The 20,459-nt window shown below is 60.6% G+C and carries 18 protein-coding genes; 5 read left to right on the top strand and 13 right to left on the bottom strand.

Annotated features, from left to right (window positions below; translation table 11 throughout):
- Positions 1-79 precede the first annotated feature (79 nt).
- Complete coding sequence (locus tag ACP15P_RS07015; protein WP_424927794.1) at positions 80-1,471, top strand: L-serine ammonia-lyase; 1,392 nt, start codon at positions 80-82, stop codon at positions 1,469-1,471.
- Positions 1,472-1,760: 289 nt separating this feature from the next.
- Here ACP15P_RS07015 and ACP15P_RS07010 read toward each other — a convergent pair whose 3' ends face one another.
- Positions 1,761-2,510 (bottom strand): helix-turn-helix transcriptional regulator, encoded by a 750-nt coding sequence (locus ACP15P_RS07010; RefSeq protein ID WP_424927793.1) that lies wholly within the window; start codon positions 2,508-2,510, stop codon positions 1,761-1,763.
- A 280-nt stretch (positions 2,511-2,790) separates the two neighbouring features.
- Here ACP15P_RS07010 and ACP15P_RS07005 point away from each other — a divergent pair, with 280 nt between their 5' ends.
- The gene (locus tag ACP15P_RS07005) at positions 2,791-3,357 is read left to right on the top strand and encodes a hypothetical protein (protein ID WP_424927792.1); all 567 of its coding nucleotides are present in this window, start codon (positions 2,791-2,793) and stop codon (positions 3,355-3,357) included.
- Here the strand turns inward: ACP15P_RS07005 and ACP15P_RS07000 are convergent.
- From ACP15P_RS07000 to ACP15P_RS06970, 7 genes are all read right to left on the bottom strand, one after another.
- Positions 3,354-4,028, bottom strand: coding sequence for a thiamine diphosphokinase (locus ACP15P_RS07000; RefSeq protein ID WP_424927791.1), 675 nt, complete (start codon positions 4,026-4,028; stop codon positions 3,354-3,356). The genes ACP15P_RS07005 and ACP15P_RS07000 overlap by 4 nt on opposite strands.
- Positions 4,021-4,482: a CreA family protein gene (locus ACP15P_RS06995; RefSeq protein ID WP_424927790.1), complete on the bottom strand. Its 462-nt coding sequence runs from the start codon at positions 4,480-4,482 to the stop codon at positions 4,021-4,023. The genes ACP15P_RS07000 and ACP15P_RS06995 overlap by 8 nt, the downstream gene beginning before the upstream one ends.
- Before the next feature lie 21 nt (positions 4,483-4,503).
- Positions 4,504-4,746 carry a DUF2842 domain-containing protein gene (locus ACP15P_RS06990; RefSeq protein WP_424927789.1) on the bottom strand — a complete coding sequence of 81 codons (243 nt, stop codon included), beginning with the start codon at positions 4,744-4,746 and terminating at the stop codon, positions 4,504-4,506.
- Positions 4,743-6,035, bottom strand: coding sequence for an adenylosuccinate synthase (locus ACP15P_RS06985; protein ID WP_424927788.1), 1,293 nt, complete (start codon positions 6,033-6,035; stop codon positions 4,743-4,745). The genes ACP15P_RS06990 and ACP15P_RS06985 overlap by 4 nt, the downstream gene beginning before the upstream one ends.
- Positions 6,036-6,214: 179 nt before the next feature.
- A complete protein-coding gene (gene serA, locus ACP15P_RS06980) occupies positions 6,215-7,807 on the bottom strand; it encodes a phosphoglycerate dehydrogenase (protein WP_424927787.1) in 1,593 nt (530 codons plus the stop codon).
- 1 nt (position 7,808) lies between these two features.
- Positions 7,809-8,303 carry a GNAT family N-acetyltransferase gene (locus ACP15P_RS06975; protein WP_424927786.1) on the bottom strand — a complete coding sequence of 165 codons (495 nt, stop codon included), beginning with the start codon at positions 8,301-8,303 and terminating at the stop codon, positions 7,809-7,811.
- 9 nt (positions 8,304-8,312) lie between these two features.
- Positions 8,313-9,518 carry a phosphoserine transaminase gene (locus ACP15P_RS06970; RefSeq protein ID WP_424927785.1) on the bottom strand — a complete coding sequence of 402 codons (1,206 nt, stop codon included), beginning with the start codon at positions 9,516-9,518 and terminating at the stop codon, positions 8,313-8,315.
- 217 nt (positions 9,519-9,735) lie between these two features.
- On the opposite strand from ACP15P_RS06970, the gene ACP15P_RS06965 reads away from it, so the two are divergent.
- Positions 9,736-10,650 (top strand): DMT family transporter, encoded by a 915-nt coding sequence (locus ACP15P_RS06965; protein ID WP_424927784.1) that lies wholly within the window; start codon positions 9,736-9,738, stop codon positions 10,648-10,650.
- Positions 10,650-11,540, top strand: coding sequence for a DMT family transporter (locus ACP15P_RS06960; protein ID WP_424927783.1), 891 nt, complete (start codon positions 10,650-10,652; stop codon positions 11,538-11,540). The genes ACP15P_RS06965 and ACP15P_RS06960 overlap by 1 nt, the downstream gene beginning before the upstream one ends.
- Here ACP15P_RS06960 and glmM read toward each other — a convergent pair.
- Both glmM and ACP15P_RS06950 read right to left on the bottom strand, forming a co-directional pair.
- Positions 11,527-12,885: a phosphoglucosamine mutase gene (glmM, locus tag ACP15P_RS06955; RefSeq protein WP_424927782.1), complete on the bottom strand. Its 1,359-nt coding sequence runs from the start codon at positions 12,883-12,885 to the stop codon at positions 11,527-11,529. The two genes, ACP15P_RS06960 and glmM, sit on opposite strands and share 14 nt — an antisense overlap.
- Before the next feature lie 131 nt (positions 12,886-13,016).
- Positions 13,017-13,568, bottom strand: a complete 552-nt coding sequence (locus tag ACP15P_RS06950) for a thioredoxin family protein (protein WP_424927781.1) — start codon at positions 13,566-13,568, stop codon at positions 13,017-13,019.
- A gap of 250 nt (positions 13,569-13,818) precedes the next feature.
- Between ACP15P_RS06950 and ACP15P_RS06945 the strand changes: the two genes are divergently transcribed.
- Positions 13,819-14,442 (top strand): CAP domain-containing protein, encoded by a 624-nt coding sequence (locus ACP15P_RS06945; protein ID WP_424927780.1) that lies wholly within the window; start codon positions 13,819-13,821, stop codon positions 14,440-14,442.
- Between the two features lie 29 nt (positions 14,443-14,471).
- On the opposite strand, the gene ACP15P_RS06940 is transcribed toward ACP15P_RS06945, so the two are convergent.
- The 3 genes from ACP15P_RS06940 to glyS all read right to left on the bottom strand — a co-directional run bounded on the left by ACP15P_RS06940 (position 14,472) and on the right by glyS (position 20,407).
- Positions 14,472-15,197 carry a cell wall hydrolase gene (locus tag ACP15P_RS06940; RefSeq protein WP_424927779.1) on the bottom strand — a complete coding sequence of 242 codons (726 nt, stop codon included), beginning with the start codon at positions 15,195-15,197 and terminating at the stop codon, positions 14,472-14,474.
- Between the two features lie 333 nt (positions 15,198-15,530).
- Complete coding sequence (locus tag ACP15P_RS06935; protein ID WP_424927778.1) at positions 15,531-18,083, bottom strand: putative PEP-binding protein; 2,553 nt, start codon at positions 18,081-18,083, stop codon at positions 15,531-15,533.
- 68 nt (positions 18,084-18,151) lie between these two features.
- Positions 18,152-20,407, bottom strand: coding sequence for a glycine--tRNA ligase subunit beta (gene glyS / locus ACP15P_RS06930; RefSeq protein ID WP_424927777.1), 2,256 nt, complete (start codon positions 20,405-20,407; stop codon positions 18,152-18,154).
- Between the last annotated feature and the right edge of the window lie 52 nt (positions 20,408-20,459).

Here is a 20,459-nt window from a genome sequence, read left to right as displayed (position 1 = left end):
GCGGTGTATTCCGTCGCAATTTGCCAGACCCGGGCGGTTCGTCCAGGCTAGAGCATCAGAAGTGTCGGAAAGGGTCGCAATGTTTCTGAGTGTCTTCGATATTTTCAAGGTGGGAATCGGCCCCTCCTCGTCCCACACGATGGGTCCGATGATTGCCGCGGAACGGTTTCTGAAACGTGTGAGTGACGGTCGCGATCGCATCCCCGGATCGGGTGATCCCGCGCGGCTTCGCTGCGTGCTTCACGGATCCCTGGCCTTCACGGGCAAGGGACATGCCACCGACCGCGCCGTGATCCTGGGGCTGGCGGGGTTCACGCCGCAGAACTATGACGCGGACCGCGCCGAGGCGGTGCTTGCGGAGATCACTGAGAAACATGTGATTGACGTACCGGAGCTCGGTGAAATGCGCTTCGATCCCGACACCGACATGGTTTTCGACTATGGCGAGCCCCTGCCCGGTCACGCCAATGGCATGGTTCTTGAGGCCTGGGACGCGGATGACAACCTCGCGGACACCGAGACCTATTACTCGGTCGGCGGCGGCTTTGTGGTCACGGCCCGTGAACTTGAGAACGCTGGGGACGACAGCGCGCCGCTGGACGTACCGCACCCTTTCCGGAACGCGGCGGAAATGGTGCGGATGGCCGATGAATCCGGAAAATCCGTTGCGCGCATGAAGCGGGAAAACGAACTGGCGCATATGTCACCAGAGGAACTGGACCGTGGTCTGAAACGAATTTGGGAGGTCATGTCCGGCTGCATCGACGAGGGCCTCTCGCGCGAGGGAACGCTTCCCGGTGGGCTGAGCCTGCGCCGGCGGGCGAAGCGCATCCACGACGATCTGGTTGCCGAACAGGGGCGCAACCTGACGGCACCGCACACGATCAACGACTGGATTTCGGTCTACGCCATTGCGGTAAATGAGGAAAACGCCGCAGGTGGGCAGGTGGTCACGGCACCCACAAATGGCGCGGCGGGCGTCGTTCCGGCCACCATCCGCTACATGCTGAGCCATGTTCCGGGGGCCACTTCTTCGAAAGTGCCGGAATTTCTGCTGACCGCGTCGGCGGTTGGCGCCATCATCAAGAGCAATGCCTCCATTTCCGGGGCTGAGGTTGGGTGTCAGGGAGAGGTTGGTTCAGCGGCGGCAATGGCGGCCGCCGGGCTTGCGGCCTGCCTGGGGGGAACGCCGCGTCAGATTGAGAATGCGGCGGAGATAGCCCTGGAACACCATCTGGGCATGACCTGCGATCCCATTGCGGGACTGGTTCAGGCGCCCTGTATCGAGCGGAACGGGCTGGGAGCGATCAAGGCGGTGTCCGCGGCATCGCTTGCCCTGCGCGGGGATGGCGAGCATCTGGTCAGCCTCGACGCCTGTATTGAGACCATGCGCCAGACCGGTCGCGACATGGATGTCAAATACAAGGAGACCTCGCTCGGCGGGCTCGCGGTGAACGTACCGTCCTGCTGACACAGTGTAGCGGGACACGCGCACAAGTTGTTCCCAAAAAAGAAAAAAATGCACGCCGAAGCGTGCATTTTTGAAGTAAGAGGAAACTTTTTTGCTTACAAATTGCTGGTAAAAGCCATGTCGACCGGGCCAACCCGTTTTGGGTCAGGGAACTGGAAATCTCCCACAACTCCCGCCGAAATCAAAACACCATCCTGCTACAAACACCCCATGGCTATCAGTTAAGTCTGTTTCCCATGTATCGGCGGATTTTGGTAGGTATCGATATCGATACCTTGACCGGAAGGCATCAGGGATGGATCAAACCCTGCGTCAGAGCGATTGCCACCGCGTGTTCCCGGGTCACGGCATTCAGCTTTTTCTTTGCTGATGTCAGATGCTTACGCACCGTAATTTCAGAGATCCCAAGACGTTCGGAAATCCGTGCGTTCATCTGCCCCTCCGCGAGCAGACAGAGCACATCCCGTTCCCGTGGGCTCAGGCGTGGGCGGCGGTCGAGCATCAGACTGGCATGACCTGATTCAGGGGGCCTGATCCGGGCTGACGCCAGTCCGGAGTAAATCCGGAACAGACTGCCCCGGACCGGATCGTCAATTTCGCGGCCAAGATCCCGGGCACCGAAACCAACCAGCCTCACGTGCCCCTGGCTGTCGATGCCGGTGGGCACGACCATGATATCACCGTAGCCGGTTTCGGCCAGCTCATCGAAGAACAGGCGCGTTTTTTCGATGCCGGTGTCGCGCAGATTGTGGGGACCATTCGCCTTCCAGCGCAGTGGGTTGCTGTCGAGTTGCTCAACATTGAGGAATGGATCGACCTTCTGGTAATTCATCTCAACGTAGCGATCGATCCAGTCCGTCCGCATGGAACAGCTGAGCCAAACCGGATCTCCGGACTGCCTGTCCAGCGCTCCGATATTGAGAAAATCAGCGCCAAGAGACTGAAATCCTTTTACAAACGTCTGCCGGACCGCGTCCGGTCCCGCACCGCTGTCCGCGCTGTCAAGCAGGTCGATGATCCGGTTGAGCTGTTCAGGCAAGAGACCACCCCATTTGTACTTCGCCGCAACAAAAACCCGGTATTCGAGTTAACTGATCGGGTTTACCAGATGGATCGCGTTTTCCAAACCATTTTGGCGGATCGCCATTAATTATGCGTTCCATGTGAAAGAATACGAAAGCATTTCAGAGCCCGACCGATACATGTGCAACAGGCATGAGGACGCGGCCCGCATGAAGCTTGTAAGGCTGTCAAGGCCAGCGTATTCCACAACCACCGGGCAAATTTGAAAGCCCGCAGACAACGGGAAAGGAAATTGCATGAAGACCTTGTGGACCATACTGTCGGCATCCGCACTGGCGCTGGCCGGCTGTTCCGGCATGACCGGAAGCGACGGAGCCGTCAGCGAGGACATCGTTTCGAGCACGGCAACCGTTACCTCCGTCGATTACGACGAGCGGATCGTAACCATGACGGCCGACGAGACCGGAGACACGATCACTGTATTCGCCAATGACGGAATTCCGAACCTCGACCAGCTCGAGGCCGGCGACAAGGTTGTGGCGGATTACTACGAGTCCGTAGCGGTCAACATGGCCGATCCGATGGATCCGGGCGGCGACCTGACCGTGATTGACAGCATTTCCGCACCCGAAGGCGAAAAACCCGGCGCGATGGCCGTGGCAACCCGCAATCTGGTCGTTGAGGTCGTCTCCTACGACAGCGCCACCGGTTTCGCGACCCTCACCATGCCTGACGGCACCACCAACCGCGTTACGGTGCCGGGAGAGCTGCGCAGCTTCGCGGAACGCCTTAACCCGGGCGACCGCGTTGAGGTCTCCATCACGGACGCGGTTGCCGTTACGATTGAGGAAGTTACCGGCTAAACCTGACGTTCCGTCAGAACATCAAAAACCTGTCGCAGTTCATCCTGCGGCAGGATTACCAGAACCGGTCCGCCCTCGAAGGCAAGCTCGACGGGACCGCCCAAAGCCTCATTCGACGTTCCGGTGAGCCCCGCGGGCGCAAAATCAATTCCCTCCGGCGACCATTTGAGTCCACGCCCCTTCACGGCCCTAGCCGGCGCCATGGGAAACAGGGAAACCCGCGTTTTTTCAACGAGTTCAAACCGCAGATTACCATGGCAGACAAAGCAGACATCCTGCCGTCCCACCAGGGCAATTGCGCGGTCGGGGAATTTTGACAGGACGTTCAGCGCCCCAAGCTGGTGATCCACACGACCTCCGGTGAACCCGACCCCAAGGATCAGTGGCGCATGGATGCGGGTGACGCATTTTTCGAGATCGGTGCTGTCCTGCTCCGCCACGTGGTGCATCCTTACACCCCGCGCCTCAAGACCTTTTACATCCACGACCGAGTCCATGTCCCCGATAACGCTGTGAAATTCGCGACCGTGAGGCAGAACGGTGTTGCCACCGCCATCGGCCGCTATCAGCGCGGGCGCGAGATTGATGCAGGCCGACAGGACATTCGTATCCACCGGGCCACCGCCCACAAGCGTTACGGGATCAGGGAACCGGAACGGGACGTCACTCATCCCAGGGTCGGATCACCACCGCCGAGACCGCGTTTTTGGGCGAGCCCTCAATGACCTTGTCGGAATAGGTCAGGTAGACCAGTGTGTCGCGGTCCTCGTCATGGAACCGGACAACCTGGATGCGCTTAAACATGATGGAGGCGCGGCGGTTGAAGACCTCCTCACCATCCTCAAGCTCCTCAAGGAATTTGATCGGCCCCGTCTGACGGCAGGCGATTGAAGCGTCGGACGTGTCCTCTGCAAGACCAAGACTGCCCGAGATGCCACCGGTGCGGGCGCGGCTGACGAAGCAGCTGACACCCTCAACCTGCGGGTCGTCAAACGCCTCAACCGAGATCGTATGGTTCGCTCCGAGGATCTTAAAGGCGGTCGTGACCTCGCCAATCTGCTCGGCCGAAGCCGTAGCGCCGCCAAGGGCAAACAGGATCAGTGCAGTTCGAAACAGTCCAGCCATAAAGGTCCCCGCCAGAAAATGTTATTTCTCGTCATCCCCATCATGTGGGGCGTCCGGGTCCGGTTTTCCAACCCCCAGGAACACAAACCGCAGGGGGATCATCCAAAGGAACCCCAGAACCACGAAAATCAGAAGTTCCCAGAGAATTCCGGGGCGGTCAAACATCTCAACGACATTGACCGCCAAAACCACATAGAGCGGCAGCCAGACCAGCAGCGCCACAAGCGAAAGGCGCCGCCGGGTTTTCCAGCTCAGCTGCTTCATGCCGCGAACGGATCGGTGACCAAAATCGTGTCGTCCCGTTCCGGGCTTGTGGAGAGAATCGCGACCGGGCATCCAATCAGTTCCTCTACACGGCGCACGTATTTGATGGCCTGCGCCGGCAACTCACCCCAGCTGCGTGCCCCAGCGGTGGTTTCCGACCAGCCTGGCAGCGTCTCGTAGATCGGCTTCACGCGGGCCTGCTGCGATGCGGCGGTGGGAAGGTAGTCGATGCGTTTGCCGTCGAGCTCATAGGCCACACAGATTTTGAGTTCCTCAAACCCGTCCAGCACGTCGAGTTTTGTCAGGGCAATGCCGTTGACGCCGCCGGTGGTGCAGGTCTGACGCACCAGAACGCTGTCGAACCAGCCGCAGCGGCGCTGACGGCCGGTGACGGTGCCAAACTCATGGCCGCGCTCGCCGAGGCGCTGACCGTCGTCGTCAAAGAGTTCCGCCGGGAATGGTCCCTCGCCCACACGGGTTGTGTAGGCTTTCACGATGCCAAGCACGAAATCAACGGCACCAGGCCCCATTCCCGATCCAGTTGCGGCCATGCCGGACTGGGTGTTGGATGAGGTCACATAGGGATAGGTTCCGAAGTCGATGTCGAGCAGCGCGCCCTGCGCCCCTTCGAACAGAATGCGTTTGCCCTGGCGGCGGTTTTTGTCGAGCACCCGCCAGGCCGGTCCGGCATAGGGCAGAATACGCGGCGCGACCTCAAGCAGTTCCGCCATCAGCTTGGCGCGGTCGATGGGCTCGGCCCCAAGACCTTTGCGCAGGGCGTCGTGATGGGCGAGCAGCCGGTCAAGGCGCGTTTGCAGGGTATCGCGGTCAGCAAGGTCAGCCACACGCACGGACCGGCGGCCCACCTTGTCCTCATAGGCCGGGCCAATGCCGCGTCCGGTGGTGCCGATCTTGGCCTTGCCCGCAGCGGTTTCGCGTATCTGGTCCAGATCCTGGTGCAGCGGCAGGATCAGCGGCGTGTTTTCCGCAATGAGCAGGTTATCCGGTGTCACCGGAACACCCTGGTCGCTGATCTTCTCGATCTCAGCCAGCAGGGACCACGGATCCAGAACCACGCCGTTGCCGATCACCGACAGCTTGCCGCTTCGCACGATGCCAGACGGCAGCAGCGAGAGTTTGTAAACCTTGCCGTCAATGACAAGTGTATGTCCGGCGTTGTGACCACCCTGGAACCGTACGATCACGTCCGCACGTTCCGACAGCCAGTCCACAAGCTTTCCCTTGCCCTCGTCACCCCACTGGGCGCCGACAACCACTACATTCGCCATGATGATGCCTTTTCGTTTCGCCGGGGTGCGTTATAGCGGATGGGTGTTCACGGGCAACGGAAAACCACGACCAAACACCGATCGACATCGATACAACGAAAACGGCCCCCGCATGACGGGAGCCGCTTTCAGTTTCGATGACCATGTCATCAACGGATCATCAGCCCGTCGGCAAAAGGTCAGAAGTTCAGGGCCTTGGCCTGAACGACCTGAGGCAGTGCCGCAATTTCCTCAAGCACGGACGCCGTAATGCTCTCGTCCACACCGATCAGCGCAATGGCCTCGCCGCTCTTCTGCGACCGGCCAAGTCCGAATGTCGCGATGTTCACCCCATGCTCTCCCAGCTTTGTTCCCAACGCACCAATATAGCCCGGGGTGTCGTTGTTGGTGGTGTAGAGCATGTGGTTCATGCGCTCGGTCTCGAAGTTGATGCCCTTGATCTGAATGAAACGCGGCTTGCCGTCGGAATAGATCGTACCGGCGACGGAGCGGGTCTGGACCTCGGTCGTCACGATCAGACGCATGTAGCTGCCAAAGGCGCCCTGGGAATCCTTGCGGGTCTCAGTGATCTTGATGCCACGGTCACGGGCCACCACCGGAGCGGATACCATGTTCACCCCACCCTCGCCCACGAGCGGCAGCAGCAGACCGGAGGTCAGTGCAGCGGTCAGCGGTTTGAGGTTCAGGTCTCCTACGGTGCCCACGAACTCAATTTCAATCTCGCGGATGGCGTGTTCCGTCACCTGACCCGCGAAGCTGCCCAGCATTTCGGCCAGATCAACCCAGGGCTTGAGGATCGGAGCTTCCTCCGCAGTCACGGACGGCGCGTTCAGCGCGTTCGAAATGGCACCATCCATCAAATAGTCCGACATCTGCTCGGCCACCTGCAGCGCCACGTTTTCCTGCGCCTCGCTGGTGGACGCGCCGAGGTGCGGCGTGCAGACCACGTTGGGCGCGTTAAACAGCACGTTGTCGGTTGCTGGCTCGACGGCATAGACGTCGAACGCGGCACCGGCCAGCTGACCGGATTTCAGCGCCTCGGCCACGGCGGCCTCATCCACCAGACCACCGCGGGCACAGTTGATCAGGCGCGCACCTGGCTTGATCTTCGCGATCCGTTCAGCGGACAGGATGTTGGCGGTTTTTTCCGTTTTCGGCAGGTGCAGGGTGATAAAATCGGCGCGGCCGAGCAGATCATCGAGGTCCTCAACACGCTCCACACCCATGCTCTGCGCCTTTTCGACGGAGAGGAACGGGTCGAAGGCGATGACTTTCATTTTGAGGCCAAGCGCCCGGCTGGCGACGACGGAACCGATGTTACCGGCACCGATCAGTCCGAGTGTCTTGCCGGTGATCTCTGAGCCCATAAATTTCGACTTCTCCCACTTGCCGGCGCGGGTCGAGGCGTCGGCAGCGGGGATCTGGCGGGTGCAGGCGAACATCATGGCGATGGCATGCTCGGCCGTGGTAATGGAGTTGCCGAACGGCGTGTTCATCACAACGATGCCCTTGGCGCTCGCCGCGGAGATGTCGACATTGTCGACACCAATACCGGCGCGGCCGATGACCTTGAGGTTGTCGGCTTTGGCGATCAGGTCAGCCGTTGCCTTGGTGGCGGAGCGGATGGCCAGACCATCATAGTTGCCAATGATCTCCGCGAGTTTTTCGGCGTCCTTGCCGAGGTTGGGCTGGAAATCGACCTCCACCCCGCGGTCGCGGAAAATCTGTACGGCGGCGTCGGAAAGTTTGTCGGAAATCAGAACCTTGGGCATTTCAGTCTCCTTTGCGCCAGTCGGCGCGGGTCAGCTCGAATACGAGGCAGTCGTCGTCACCAAAACGGCGCTCCCCGAGGGATTTGAAACCCAGACGGCGGTAAAACCGATGGGCGGCGGTGTTGGTCATCAGCGGGTCGATCAGAACGGCGCTGACGTCAGGGTTGGAAAAACAGCGGTCAAATGCGGCCCGCATCATTTGGGTGCCGATGCCGCGCCCGGTATCCGTGACCTCACCAATCCAGATGTCGATGGCACGCAGGCCGGGGCCACAGTCGCCCCAGTAATGCGTGTCCTCACGTTCGGGATCGATGATCTGGAGGAAACCCACCGGCCGCCCCTCGACCTCGGCAATCAGAAGATCGCGCCAGTCGGGGTTGTTGCCGAGCATCTCCTCCCAGTCCCAGTCCTCAATTCCGGATGCCATGACATGGGGCTGTTCGTCCCAGTGTCGCAGCATCGGAATATCAGCGGGCGTCGCGTCACGCAGGCGCATCGGTTTGGCTCAGACGGTCCCCAGATCGGCTTTCGCCGTCTCAAACGCCCAGTCGAGCCACGCGGTCAGTGCCTCGATATCGGCCGTATCGACGGTGGAGCCGCACCAGATCCGAAGGCCCGGAGGCGCGTCACGGTAACCACCAATGTCATAGGCGGCTTCCTCGGTTTCCAGGAGTTTGGTCACGGATTTGACGAAAGCACGCTGGGCGTCCTCGTCGAGCGATCCAATCGCCGGATCAACGATTTTCAGGCAGACGGACGTGTTCGACCGGGCCTCCGGCGCGGAGACGAGGTTTTCAACCCAGGGTGTCGCGTCCATCCAGTCCTGCAGCGCCGTGGCATTGGCGTTGGCTCGCGCCATTGTCGCGTTCAGACCGCCAATTCCATCCATCCAGTCAAGCGCGTCGATGCAGTCGGCAACGCACAGCATGGACGGCGTGTTGATGGTCGCACCGGTGAACACACCGTCGATCAGCTTGCCACCCTTGGTCAGGCGGAAAATCTTCGGCAGCGGGCGGTCGGGGGTGTAGCTTTCAAGCCGCTCAACCGCACGGGGGCTGAGGATCAGCACGCCATGCGCGGCCTCGCCACCCATCGCCTTCTGCCAGGAGAAAGTGGTCACATCCAGCTTCGACCAGTCCATATCCTGCGCAAACACCGCCGATGTCGCGTCACAGAAGGTCAGGCCCTCACGATCGGCGGCAATCCAGTCCGCATTTGGGACACGTGCGCCGGAGGTCGTGCCGTTCCAGGTGAAACACACATCAGCGTCCTTGCGGACGTCGTTCAGGTCGGGAAGTTCGCCATACCCGGCGGTCAGAACCCGGACGTCATCCAGCTTGAGCTGCTTGGTCGCATCCGTGGCCCAGCCCTGACCGAAGCTTTCCCAAACCAGCATGTCCACGGGGCGCGCGCCCAGCATCGACCACATCGCCATCTCGAAAGCACCGGTATCGGAGGCGGGAACGATGCCCACCCGGTATCCTTCGGGGACACCAAGAATGCCCGCAATACGATCAATCGCTTCCTTGATCTGGGCTTTCGGTTTCGCCGCACGGTGGGACCGCCCAAGATACGCCTTCGCAACCACGGCCTCGGCATTCCAGCCGGGACGCTTGGGGCATGGACCGGAGGAAAACTCGGGACGTGCGGGTTTTGAATCTGGTTTGGGGGGGGCCGCGGTCAATGCCGCTTCGGCCGGGGAATGGCTCATTGTGCCAGCTCCGTCGTAAGGGTGAGTTCACTGAGCCCGCCCCGCTCACCCTAATCCGGGGTCGCGCCCGGGGTCCGGATAGTCGATTCCCAAACATGTGCCAAGATATTTTTTTCATGGCATTGCCCACAAAACGCCCAGGTCCACCCGCGGCCTATGGTCATTGCCCGGCATTAGGGACTAAATACCCGCATTTAAAACCGGATGCCCCGCCCCCTTGGAACAGTCACACCCAACCCTGACCTCATGGTTGCTGCTCGCCCTGCTCGGACTCATCTGGGGGTCGTCCTTTCTGGGTGTTGAACTGGCGCTGGACGGGTTTGGTCCGGTCACGGTCGCGGCATTTCGTATCACGCTCGCCGCCGCGATCCTGACCGCATGGGCTTATGGGGCCGGTTACGGCCTGCCGGATACGCACACCCCCATGGGCCGGCGGATCTGGCTCGGCTGCATCGGTATGGGCCTGTTCACCAACGCCATTCCCTTTGCCCTGCTCTCATGGGGCCAGCAGCACACGACATCGGGATTTGCCGGTCTGACAATGGCGATCGTGCCGCTGTTTACGCTCGTGCTTGCCCATCATCTCGTTCCCGGAGAGCGCATCACTTGGCGACGGGCAATTGGCTTTGCCATTGGTTTTGTTGGAGTTCTGGTCCTCATTGGCACGTCGGACCTGACCGAGAGCGACGGCGGCCTGTGGCTTGCGAAACTCGCCTGTGTCGGGGCTGCGGCCTGCTACGCAACCGGGTCCATCATCACCCGCCGTACGCCCCAGGGGCCGTTCCCGAGCTTCGCGGCCGGCGGCTTGATTGTCGCAACGATTGTCATCGTGCCCTTCGCTCTGCTTCGCGAAGGGGTGCCGCACGCAGCCTCCTCCATCCCCGTTCTGGGCGCGGTGTATCTCGGGCTGTTCCCCACGGCCTTCGCGACGATCATTCTCGTCTATGTGGTTCGGACCGCCGGCCCGTCCTTCCTGAGCCTCGTGAATTACCAGGTGCCGGTCTGGGCCGTGCTCATTGGCGCGGTAGTGCTGAATGAAGCCGTGCCGCCCCAGCTTCTCTGGGCCATGCTCCTGATCCTGACCGGCGTTGCCATCGCGCAGTTCGGCCGCAGAAAGAAACCCGTCACCTGATGCAGCCCGACCGTATTGCCTATGCCCTCCTGTTTACGCTTGCCTTTATCTGGGGTTCGTCCTTTCTGCTGATCGTTCTCTCGCTGCAGGGATTTGAGCCGGTCACCGTGGTTTGGGGCCGGGTCAGCCTTGCGGCCATCGCATTGATCGTGGGCCTCCTGGCCACGGGGGGCAAGCTGCCGTCCGGCAGGCGAGAGTGGCTATGGTGCGCGTTTTTGGGCTTCATCGGGCTGGCGGTGCCATTCAACCTGATTGCCTGGTCGCTCCAGACCGTGCCGAGTGGCGTGGTGGCGGTTCTGATTGCCGCCATTCCACTGTTCACGCTCGCGCTGACGCGGATCATATTCGGGGATCACATCACACCCGCCCGCTGGGCCGGATTTGGCATTGGCCTCGCGGGTCTCGCCCTGCTGTCCGGGCCGGATGCCATCGCGCAGATCGGAGCGAATGCGCAGGCCGCGGGTCAGATCGCCTGCCTGCTCGCGTCTCTGTCCTTTGCGGTGTCCGCGATCACGGTTCGTGCCATGCCGAAAATCCCGCCGCTCTCGGCCGTAACGGGAATGCACATCTGTGCCGCCGTAATGACCCTGCCGGTCGGGCTTACGCATCTGCCGGAGGTGACGCCGGGACTGACGCCGGTGATTGCCCTGTGTTTTCTCGGCGTGGTACAAACCGGCTTCGCGCAGTTTTTGCGTTTTACCGTGATCCGGCGGGCGGGCATCGTTTTTGCCTCTACCGTTGGTTACATGATCCCGGTCTGGGCTGGCATCCTTGGCGTGATCCTGCTCGACGAGCCCGTCACACTCTCCGCAATCGGCGCCTATGTCCTGATCGTCTGCGGTCTGGTTCTGGCCCGTCCGCGCCGGACCGAGCCGGTCAGACCGCGCTGACCGGACCCGCCACACGAACGACCTCGCTCTCGATATCCGCGACGACGCTCTTCAGCAGTTCGGGATCCTCGCACTCGCCCATAATACGCACCAAAGGTTCCGTGCCGGACTTGCGGATCAAAAGCCGTCCCAGGCCGTCCAGACGCCGCTCACCCGCCTCAATTGCCGCCAGCACGCTGTCATGCTCCAGCGGTTTTGCTTCCGGTCCGTAGCGGACATTGGTCAGCATCTGCGGCAGTGGCTCGAACACGTTTGCCAACTCACTCGCCCGCTCCCCGGTTTCCACCATGGCCGACAGGAACTGAAGTGCGGCGATCAGGCCATCCCCGGTGGTCACGTGGTCGGTCATGACGATATGGCCGGACTGCTCTCCTCCGAGGTTGAACCCACCCTTACGCATGGCCTCCACCACGTAGCGGTCCCCAACTGCGGTGCGGAGCAGATTCAGGCCACGCCCCTCCAGGTGACGCTCCAGGCCAAGATTGGACATCACGGTCGCCACCAGCGTTTTATGGGCCAGAATGCCCTTTTCCGCCCACCGGCCGGCGATGAGCCCCATGATCTGATCGCCATCGGCCACGTGACCATGCTCATCAATGATCATCACGCGATCCGCATCGCCATCAAGACAGATGCCGAGATCGGCGCCATTGGCGACGACGGAGGCGGCGGCGATATCCGGTGAGGTCGAGCCGCAGTTCTGGTTGATGTTCAGGCCGTTCGGGGTCACGCCAATGGGGATCACCTCCGCGCCCAACTCCCACAGCACCTCCGGCGCGGTTTTGTAGGCGGCGCCGTTCGCGCAGTCGACCACCACGCTTATGCCATCAAGCCTGCGACGTCGGGCGAAGGTGGTCTTGGCGAACTCCATGTAGCGGAAGCGGCCGTCATCAATCCTTTTGGCCTTGCCGATCTGTTCGGGTCCGGACAACACCGGATCCTCGCCCATCATGACCTCAATCGCCTCTTCCACCTCATCGGACAGTTTGAACCCGTCCGGGCCGAAGAGTTTGATGCCGTTATCCGGAAACGGATTGTGCGAGGCCGATATCATCACGCCAAGATCAGCCCGCATCGACCGGGCCAGCCGACCAATCGCGGGTGTCGGAACGGGGCCGAGCAGAAACACATCCATACCAACGGAGGTAAATCCAGCCGTAAGGGCGTTTTCGAGCATGTAGCAGGACCGGCGCGTGTCCTTGCCGATCACCACACGGTGGTTGCGGTCACCGTTGCGAAAATACCGGCCCGCCGCCTGACCAAGGCTGACGGCAACGCCGACATTCATGCGCTCCTCATTGGCCCGGCCACGAATTCCATCGGTTCCGAAATAACGCCTGCTCATAAATCCACTCCTGCCCTGAAGTCACATTATTAATTCATACAGCATCCATTGCCGGGACTTGCCCGGGTACCATGGAATAGCCCGAAACCGGGATGAGCGGCAATGTCTTACCACACCGGGAAACGGTGTGTTCAGGCAAGCTCCCATTTGATGGAGCAGCCCATCGAGGGTACCTGGCGCTCCGGGCCCTTGCCCGTCTCCGCAACAAGTCTCATGGCTTCAAGGAGTTCCGGCCGGGCGCCAGGCGTCTGGCTCTTCCCACTGTCATCCAGCCTGCCCCGGTACTGCAGTTCCAGATCACCATTGAACCCAAAGAAATCCGGCGTGCAGGCCGCGCCCCAGGTCCGTGCCACCCGCTGATCGGCATCGTGAAGATAGGGAAAATCGAACCGGTGTTCGCGGGCGAACTTGCCCATGTTCTCAAAACTGTCCTGCGGATGGGTCACGGCTGAGTTGGAACAGATTGCGGCAATGCCGATGCCCAGGTCCCGCAGGTCGGCCGCAAGCGGCCTGAGACGATCGGCAATGGCAATCACATATGGGCAGTGGTTGCAGATAAAAACGACCAGAAGACCATGCCTGCGTTTGAGGCGGTTGATGGTCCACAGGGTACCCTCCGTATCCGGCAACTCAAACGGCACCGCTTTCCAGCCAAAGTTGCAGACAGCAGGTGAACTCGCCATTTCGGCACCCTCTCTCCCAAATTACGAAAATAACAGGAGGCCACACCCCGACCGCCTGGCTAAATTGATGCCAATACCATACGGCAACGCGGCGCATATGCAAAGTAAATGCCCGTTAACCGCAATTAACATTGGCCCCGCCAAGGCCGCAAATGTTAAGGTTTGGGCAGGCTGTTCAGGTCAGGATGATGTCGCGGGCCAGGTCATGCGCCCGAAGCAACAGAGGCCAAAACCGGGAGAACAGAGAACCATGAGCCGGAAGCTGATATTCGCAACCTGCATGATGGCGGCGTTCGTCCTGAATGGACCGAACGCCAGCGCCGGATCTGTTCCAAAGCACCTCAACCGGACCATTGAACCGCAGCGTCTTGACCAGAACCTCTTCAATGAGGCTGTTCTTCTGTTCTCGAACTCGATCCGGAAACAAAATGGTCGCGCTCCGCTTGCCGCGGATCCAAATCTGGCGAAGGCCGCCAGCGATCATGCGAAAAACATGGCCCGCCTGAGACAGCACAGCCATGAACTGCCGGTTCGCGGTCAGCGCAACCTGAGCCAGCGCATCAAACGCCAACAGGTCAAATTCCGCATGGCCGGCGAAAACATTGCGATGGACAAGGTGTACCGGCTGCTGGGCCGGCCCATTTCAGCGAATTACAGCGGGTGCAACTTCACCTATGGAGACACCAGGGAACCTGTGCCCCGTCACACCTATGCCAGCCTGGCGCAGCAGGTTGTGAACCGCTGGATGGCTTCACCGAAACATCGCAAATCCCTATTGTCGAGGGATTTCAGGCGCATCGGAAGCGGTATTGGAGTTGACCCTAAAGGCGCGGCCTGCGGCGACTTCTACCTCGCGCAGAACTTCGCGGACTGACCCGGCAATCGGGTCAGTCATCACGCAACCTAGTTCTGGGCGGAACGGGTTGGCAGACGGTAGAAAATGTGGCGTCCGATTGCGGCGGTCTGCGTCAGGCGACGCGACCAGGACGGGCGCACATAGGTCGCATGAAAATGCGTGGCGCCATCAGTCACCAGACGTGGACGACCCTGCAGCATCAGTGTGGCCAGTTTCTCGGACCGTGCACGCGGCACCGCGTTGGTCATGACGTCGCTGCGCCCGTCACAGGCGAAGGAAAACTGACAGTCACGACGGCCGGTCCCCGCCCCCTGGTTGGTCACGGCACAGATCGAATTGGGATAACGGCGGGAATCCACACGGTTGAGAATGACCTCGGCTACGGCAATCTGTCCTGCCAGCGGTTCACCACGGGATTCATAATAGATTGCTGTTGCAAGGCACTGCCACTCGGCATCGCCGGTGGTTGCATTCATCGCGTCCAGGGTAGACACCGACAGGTCAGCAGGCATCGAACGTGAGGCAACCGTTACGGTACTTTCCGACCGCGCCATTGGGCGCATGGCTGTCGCAAACTCACTGATCCTGCGCTTGCCGTTGGTATCCATGCCACGGGTCTCGGCCTTCATGGCCATGACAAACTGCTCGGACAGGGATTTCGCGGACGTGTTCTCAGCGGACGCACCCGTGGATTCCAGGGTCAGACCCACAACTACCGAAACCGCGGCCAAAACTGTCCATACACGGCGACCGCGCACAAAATCTTTCAACATCCAGTCACTTCCCTCTGCCAGCCGCCAATGCGGCCCCGTCATGCTGCACCGCACAATCGGGCTAGGCATTTAGTGCCTTGTGCCAGAACCGGCAACAATGAGTCTACTATTTTCAAAAAATGAGCGGAAACCTGCCCATGCCTACTGAATGGTTAAAAAAGTAAAACGAAATGCTACTGAAATTAATCTGTTTTTAACTCTTTTTGCGGCGATCGCTACTCATCTGGCGGCCGCATTAACTTTGATGAAATTTATTACTGGACTCCGGGACTTCGAAGAGCCTTCCGGGATTCGCTCTGGACAATCCGAACTCCACCCGGGGAATCGGCAGAATCAGGCGTCAGGGGATTCGTGGCTCCGTCCAGCATCCCGGCTGAGCAGTTCCGCCTGCGCCGCCGCCAGGCGCGCGACAGGCACCCGATAGGGCGAACAGGACACGTAATCAAAACCGGCAACCTGACAGAACCGGATCGACGAAGGATCGCCCCCATGCTCACCACAGAGCCCAAGTACGATTGCCGGATTGCGCTCCCTGCCGCGCCTGGCGGCGGTCAGCAGCAGTTCGCCCACCCCCTCTATATCGAGCGTGCGGAACGGATCCTCGCGAAACACTCCGAGGCTAACATATTCCCGCATGAACCGGCCCGCATCGTCCCGTGAAAGGCCATAGGTCATCTGGGTGAGGTCATTTGTGCCGAAGGACAGGAAAGTCGAGGTTTCCGCCAAATCCCCGGCCCTGAGCGCCGCCCTCGGCGTTTCGACCATGATCCCAACGCCATATTCGAACGACATGCCGCTTTCACGCTGGACGGCCTGCGCCACGGCATCAATGCGCGCCCGGATCAGCTCGGCCTCACGGTTGGCCGTGACCAGTGGCAGCATAATCTCCGGCACCGCCCGCTTGCCTGGCGTGCGGTTCACCTCAATGAGTGCCTCAAAAATTGCGCGCGCCTGCATCTCATAGATCGACGGCATGACGACACCCAGACGCACACCGCGCATACCCAGCATCGGGTTAACTTCGGAGAGTTCGCGCAGACGTGCTTTCAACCGCTCAACCGGCATGTTCACCGCGGCGGCAAACTCGGCCACGTCATCCGGTCCGGTCGGCATAAACTCATGCAGTGGCGGGTCTAGCAGACGGATGGTTACGGGCAGGCCGCGCATGATCTCGAGCATCTGCACAAAGTCCTCGCGCTGCATCGGCAGAAGACGATCCAGAAGGTCCTGCCGTCGGTTGTCATCCTCCGCCAATATCATCCGCCGCATTACGCCAATGCGATCATCCTCAAAAAACATGTGCTCGGTGCGACAGAGCCCGATGCCGTCCGCGCGAAATTCCCTCGCGGTCCTTGCGTCAGCCGGCGTGTCGGCATTTGCACGCACCTCCAGCGCCCGGACCTCATCGGCCCAGTTCAAGAGGTCATGCAACGGCCCGCCGATTTCGGGCGGTATCATATTGGCCGAGCCAACCAGAACCTCGCCACTGGTCCCGTCTATGGTGATCCAGTCACCTTCCCGAAGCACCCGCCCGCCTGGCGCAGTCAGGGTTCGGTCCTCAAACGAAATCCGCAATCCGCTGGCGCCTACAACGCAGGGAAGACCTATACCACGGGCGATCACCGCGGCGTGGCTCGAATTACCGCCGTGAATGGTCAGAACGCCCTGTGCCGAGTGCATGCCCCGGATGTCCTCCGGACCGGTTTCGCTGCGGACGAGGATGGTCGCCTCATCACGCGCGGCCGCCGACTGGGCGTCCTCGGCCCGAAACACAATGCGGCCCGTCGCCGCGCCCGGACTGGCGGCAAACCCCGTGCCGAACAGGTCGCGCTGAAAATCAGGTGCGATCTGCTGGTGAAGGTGCTCGCCAAGGCTTACCGGATCAATGCGGAGAATGGCATGCTCGCGGCTGATACGTCCTGCCTTGGCCAGATCGACTGAAATACGCACGTCGGCACGGGCATTACGTCTGACGGGAACAGCATCGACGATACTGACATCATCTCCGTTCAGGACAAAACTAACCCGCATGGCATCGCCGGTGTCGCGTCCGATCATGTCCGCCGCATGGCGCAGCCGTTCCAGAGCTTCCGCACTGACGTCTTTGAGGTCATTTCCGGACCGGTCGGGTTCGCGCCCCGCTTTACGGTCCATCAGCGGACGGGCCACTCCAAAGACACCCGGTCGGCCGTCACCGCTGTCGACGAACTGGACCTCGCCCGTGACTGTTTCGCCCTGCCCCAGCGGCATTTCCTGCACGATCAGCCCGAGCCCGGCGTCAGCCGGCGCACCTTTTGCCTCGCGCAGAACGCGCGTGGAGACGGAGTACCACATCGTGGCCTTGGCACGCGCCAGTCCCGCGATCTGACTGTGGAGATCGGGCGGAAACGACTGGCCAATCGAAGTTTCAAATTCCGCCAAAGCGGCCGCCACGTCATCGCGCAGGGACACGGGATCGGCACCCGCCTCCGGACTGACCGGATCAAAGCCGAAAACCTCTTTGGAATACCCGGAAACGAGCCGCAAACAGACCTCAAACGCCGGCACCTCGCCCATCAGCTCGATCAGGGCGTCCGGTTCAAAAGGGTTTACTCCAAGGAATTTGCCGCCTGGAGAACCGCCCCAGGACCGTTGCCCCGGGGAATTGCGCACGATGACCGGTTTTCCTGAACGAAGTTCCGGCAGAGGCGGCAGAGGCCCGCCCTGCGCCAGGTTGTTGACGGTTTCAAAGGACAGTGCAAACCCGTCCGGAACCGGCAAACCCAATGCCTGAAGCCGCGCCAGCATTGCCGCCCTGCGGCCATAATACCCGGGAGAAACGGCTTCACCCGCGTCCAGTCCGATGACGGGCAACGCGGTGGCATCGAGTTTCTGATCGTGTTTCATTGCGCCGCAACATAACGCCGAAACACCAAACGACAAAGCCTAAATGGCCGGGCACTCACGCCACCGGTTTATCCATCCAGGCTGGAGAAGACAGCAACCTGGTTCATAACCCGACGCACCCGGTTGAGCAGGCAAAGCCGGTTGCGCCGTACCGTCGGGCTGTCGGCATTGACCTTGGTGTCCTCAAAAAACGCGTCAATCGGACCGCGCAGGGCCGAAAGCGCCGTCATCGCAGCCGCGTAGTCCTCCGCCGCGAGCGCCGGTCGCAGGTCGGCGTCCGCCCGGTCAAGGGCCGCAAACAGAGCCTTTTCGCTGTCGGTTTCCGCGAAGTTGATGTCCGGGTCGAGCGAGTACTCAATCCCGTCGTTTTTCTCCTCACGCTCGAGGATGTTCACGGCGCGACGGTACCCGGCCAGCAGGTTCGGCGCGTCATCCGTGCCCAGGAACTCCTGCAACGCCCGCACCCGCGCCACCAGTGGCACGAGGTCGTCCTGTCCACCGAGCGCGAAGCAGGCGTCGATCACGTCATGCCGAATGCCTTCGTCCCGCAGGTAGACCTTCAGCCGGTCCGCGAAAAAGCCAAGCAGATCTTCCGAATAAACTATTACGTTTCCTACGACGTCATGCACCAAATTGGAATCCGAAACATTTACAGGCGGCGTGCGATTTGAGAAATCTTCAATCAGTAGCTCAGCTTTTTTCTCGAAATCTCTCATTCCAGAAGCAACAAGTTGCGATCTCAGCTCTTCAAGGAAAGACAGTTCAGGCTCACTAGTGAATTCTAAATCATAAATGGCTTTCATCTTGTGGTCTAAAATCAAATTGCCAATCAAATCTCGAAGCTTAATTCGAACGTTCGATTCTAGTATCAGTCTTATAGCTCCGAGAGCGGCCCTCCGGAGTGCGTAGGGGTCTTTTGATCCAGTAGGAACTTGTTCAATAGACCAAAAGCCAGTCAGCATATCGAGTTTGTCAGCGAGCGCGACTGCCACCGAGATAGGGGCGGTGGGAACAACGTCGCTCGGACCCAAAGGCGAGTAATGTTCGGCTGCGGCGGATGCCACTGCGCCGTCCTCTCCCGCCCGCAAAGCGTAGTAATAACCCATGGTACCCTGAAGTTCAGGGAACTCGTAGACCATTTCGCTCGATAAATCTGCCTTGGCTAGATGCGCCGCGCGTTCGGCAAGTCCGGGGTCGGCTCCAACATCAGGGGCTATCTGACGGGCAAGAGAAGCGACACGGCCAATGCGCTGTCCTTGCGTTCCAAGTTTGTTGTGGAAAGTCACGCTGTCGAGCTTCGACGTCATGTCCTCCAGAGGCGTACGCAGATCGTTTTCCCAGAAGAACACGGCATCAGAGAGGCGCGCAGCGAGGACCCGAGCGTTACCATCGAGAATGGTCGCACCCGCGTCAGCCGTCTCGCGGTTTGCCACCACGATATAGGCAACGATTTTTCCGCTTTCCGGCTCACGCACGGACAGGAACTTCTGGTGCTCCTTCATGGAGGTCTGCAAAACCTCCGGCGGCAGATCGAGGAACCGCTCCTCGATTTTGCCAAGCAAAACAACCGGCCATTCCACCAAACCGGCAACCTCACGCAGAAGTCCCCTGTCCTCCACGACCTCAAGGCCCTGCGCGAAAGCAAGCTGCGTCGCGTCGTGCCAGATGGCGTCCTGCCGTTCCGTGGCCGAGAGTTTCACTTTCGCCCGGGCCAGTTTCACCTGGTAGTCCTCGAAGGACGAAACGGAGAACGCATCCGGCGCCATGAAACGGTGGCCACGGGTTACGCTGCCGGCCTTTATTCCGTCGATTTCGAGACCAACCACACGGCTCTCCGACTCATCGCTCAGAATGCACAGGATCGAATGCAGCGGCCGCACCCAGCGCAACGTTCCCGCACCCCAGCGCATGGATTTGGGCCAGGGGAAATTCCGCACGGCATGGTCCACGACCTCCGCCACAATCTCCTCCGCGGTCCGGCCGGGCTTTTGAGTAACGGCGAAGTATACCTCAGCGCCCTTGACCTCACGCACCTCGAGCTGGTCCTTCGTCAGACCTGTCGAGCGCAGGAAGCCCTCAAGAGCTTTTTCGGGCGCGCCAACGCGTGGACCCTTGCGCTCCTCATTGACGGCGGGCGAACCATCCGCCAGCCCCTCAACCGCCAGAACGAGACGCCGTGGTGTCGCAAACGCCTCCGCATGGGCATAGGTCAGCCCACGATCAACCATGCCATTGGTGACCAGTCGTATCAGATCCGCCGCAGCCGCGTCCTGCATCCGTGCGGGGATTTCCTCTGAAAAAAGTTCCAACAAAAGATCGGGCATTTCAGTCTTCCTGGGGTTCCTGGAGGCGGCTCACGCAAAAGCGGATGCGCGG

Origin of the sequence: Amaricoccus tamworthensis (assembly GCF_049800875.1) — a bacterium.
Lineage (GTDB): Bacteria > Pseudomonadota > Alphaproteobacteria > Rhodobacterales > Rhodobacteraceae > Amaricoccus > Amaricoccus tamworthensis.
This window is presented reverse-complemented; position numbering and strand designations above follow the sequence as displayed.

What these genes read in the sequence shown, in the direction of transcription:
- ACP15P_RS07015 (WP_424927794.1), top strand. Translation starts at nt 80, where the DNA reads ATGTTTCTGAGTGTCTTCGATATTTTCAAGGTGGGAATCGGCCCCTCC.
- ACP15P_RS07005 (WP_424927792.1), top strand. Translation starts at nt 2,791, where the DNA reads ATGAAGACCTTGTGGACCATACTGTCGGCATCCGCACTGGCGCTGGCC.
- ACP15P_RS07000 (WP_424927791.1), bottom strand. Translation starts at nt 4,028, where the DNA reads ATGAGTGACGTCCCGTTCCGGTTCCCTGATCCCGTAACGCTTGTGGGC.
- ACP15P_RS06995 (WP_424927790.1), bottom strand. Translation starts at nt 4,482, where the DNA reads ATGGCTGGACTGTTTCGAACTGCACTGATCCTGTTTGCCCTTGGCGGC.
- ACP15P_RS06990 (WP_424927789.1), bottom strand. Translation starts at nt 4,746, where the DNA reads ATGAAGCAGCTGAGCTGGAAAACCCGGCGGCGCCTTTCGCTTGTGGCG.
- ACP15P_RS06985 (WP_424927788.1), bottom strand. Translation starts at nt 6,035, where the DNA reads ATGGCGAATGTAGTGGTTGTCGGCGCCCAGTGGGGTGACGAGGGCAAG.
- serA (WP_424927787.1), bottom strand. Translation starts at nt 7,807, where the DNA reads ATGCCCAAGGTTCTGATTTCCGACAAACTTTCCGACGCCGCCGTACAG.
- ACP15P_RS06975 (WP_424927786.1), bottom strand. Translation starts at nt 8,303, where the DNA reads ATGCGCCTGCGTGACGCGACGCCCGCTGATATTCCGATGCTGCGACAC.
- ACP15P_RS06970 (WP_424927785.1), bottom strand. Translation starts at nt 9,518, where the DNA reads ATGAGCCATTCCCCGGCCGAAGCGGCATTGACCGCGGCCCCCCCCAAA.
- ACP15P_RS06960 (WP_424927783.1), top strand. Translation starts at nt 10,650, where the DNA reads ATGCAGCCCGACCGTATTGCCTATGCCCTCCTGTTTACGCTTGCCTTT.
- glmM (WP_424927782.1), bottom strand. Translation starts at nt 12,885, where the DNA reads ATGAGCAGGCGTTATTTCGGAACCGATGGAATTCGTGGCCGGGCCAAT.
- ACP15P_RS06950 (WP_424927781.1), bottom strand. Translation starts at nt 13,568, where the DNA reads ATGGCGAGTTCACCTGCTGTCTGCAACTTTGGCTGGAAAGCGGTGCCG.
- ACP15P_RS06945 (WP_424927780.1), top strand. Translation starts at nt 13,819, where the DNA reads ATGAGCCGGAAGCTGATATTCGCAACCTGCATGATGGCGGCGTTCGTC.
- ACP15P_RS06940 (WP_424927779.1), bottom strand. Translation starts at nt 15,197, where the DNA reads ATGTTGAAAGATTTTGTGCGCGGTCGCCGTGTATGGACAGTTTTGGCC.
- ACP15P_RS06935 (WP_424927778.1), bottom strand. Translation starts at nt 18,083, where the DNA reads ATGAAACACGATCAGAAACTCGATGCCACCGCGTTGCCCGTCATCGGA.
- glyS (WP_424927777.1), bottom strand. Translation starts at nt 20,407, where the DNA reads ATGCCCGATCTTTTGTTGGAACTTTTTTCAGAGGAAATCCCCGCACGG.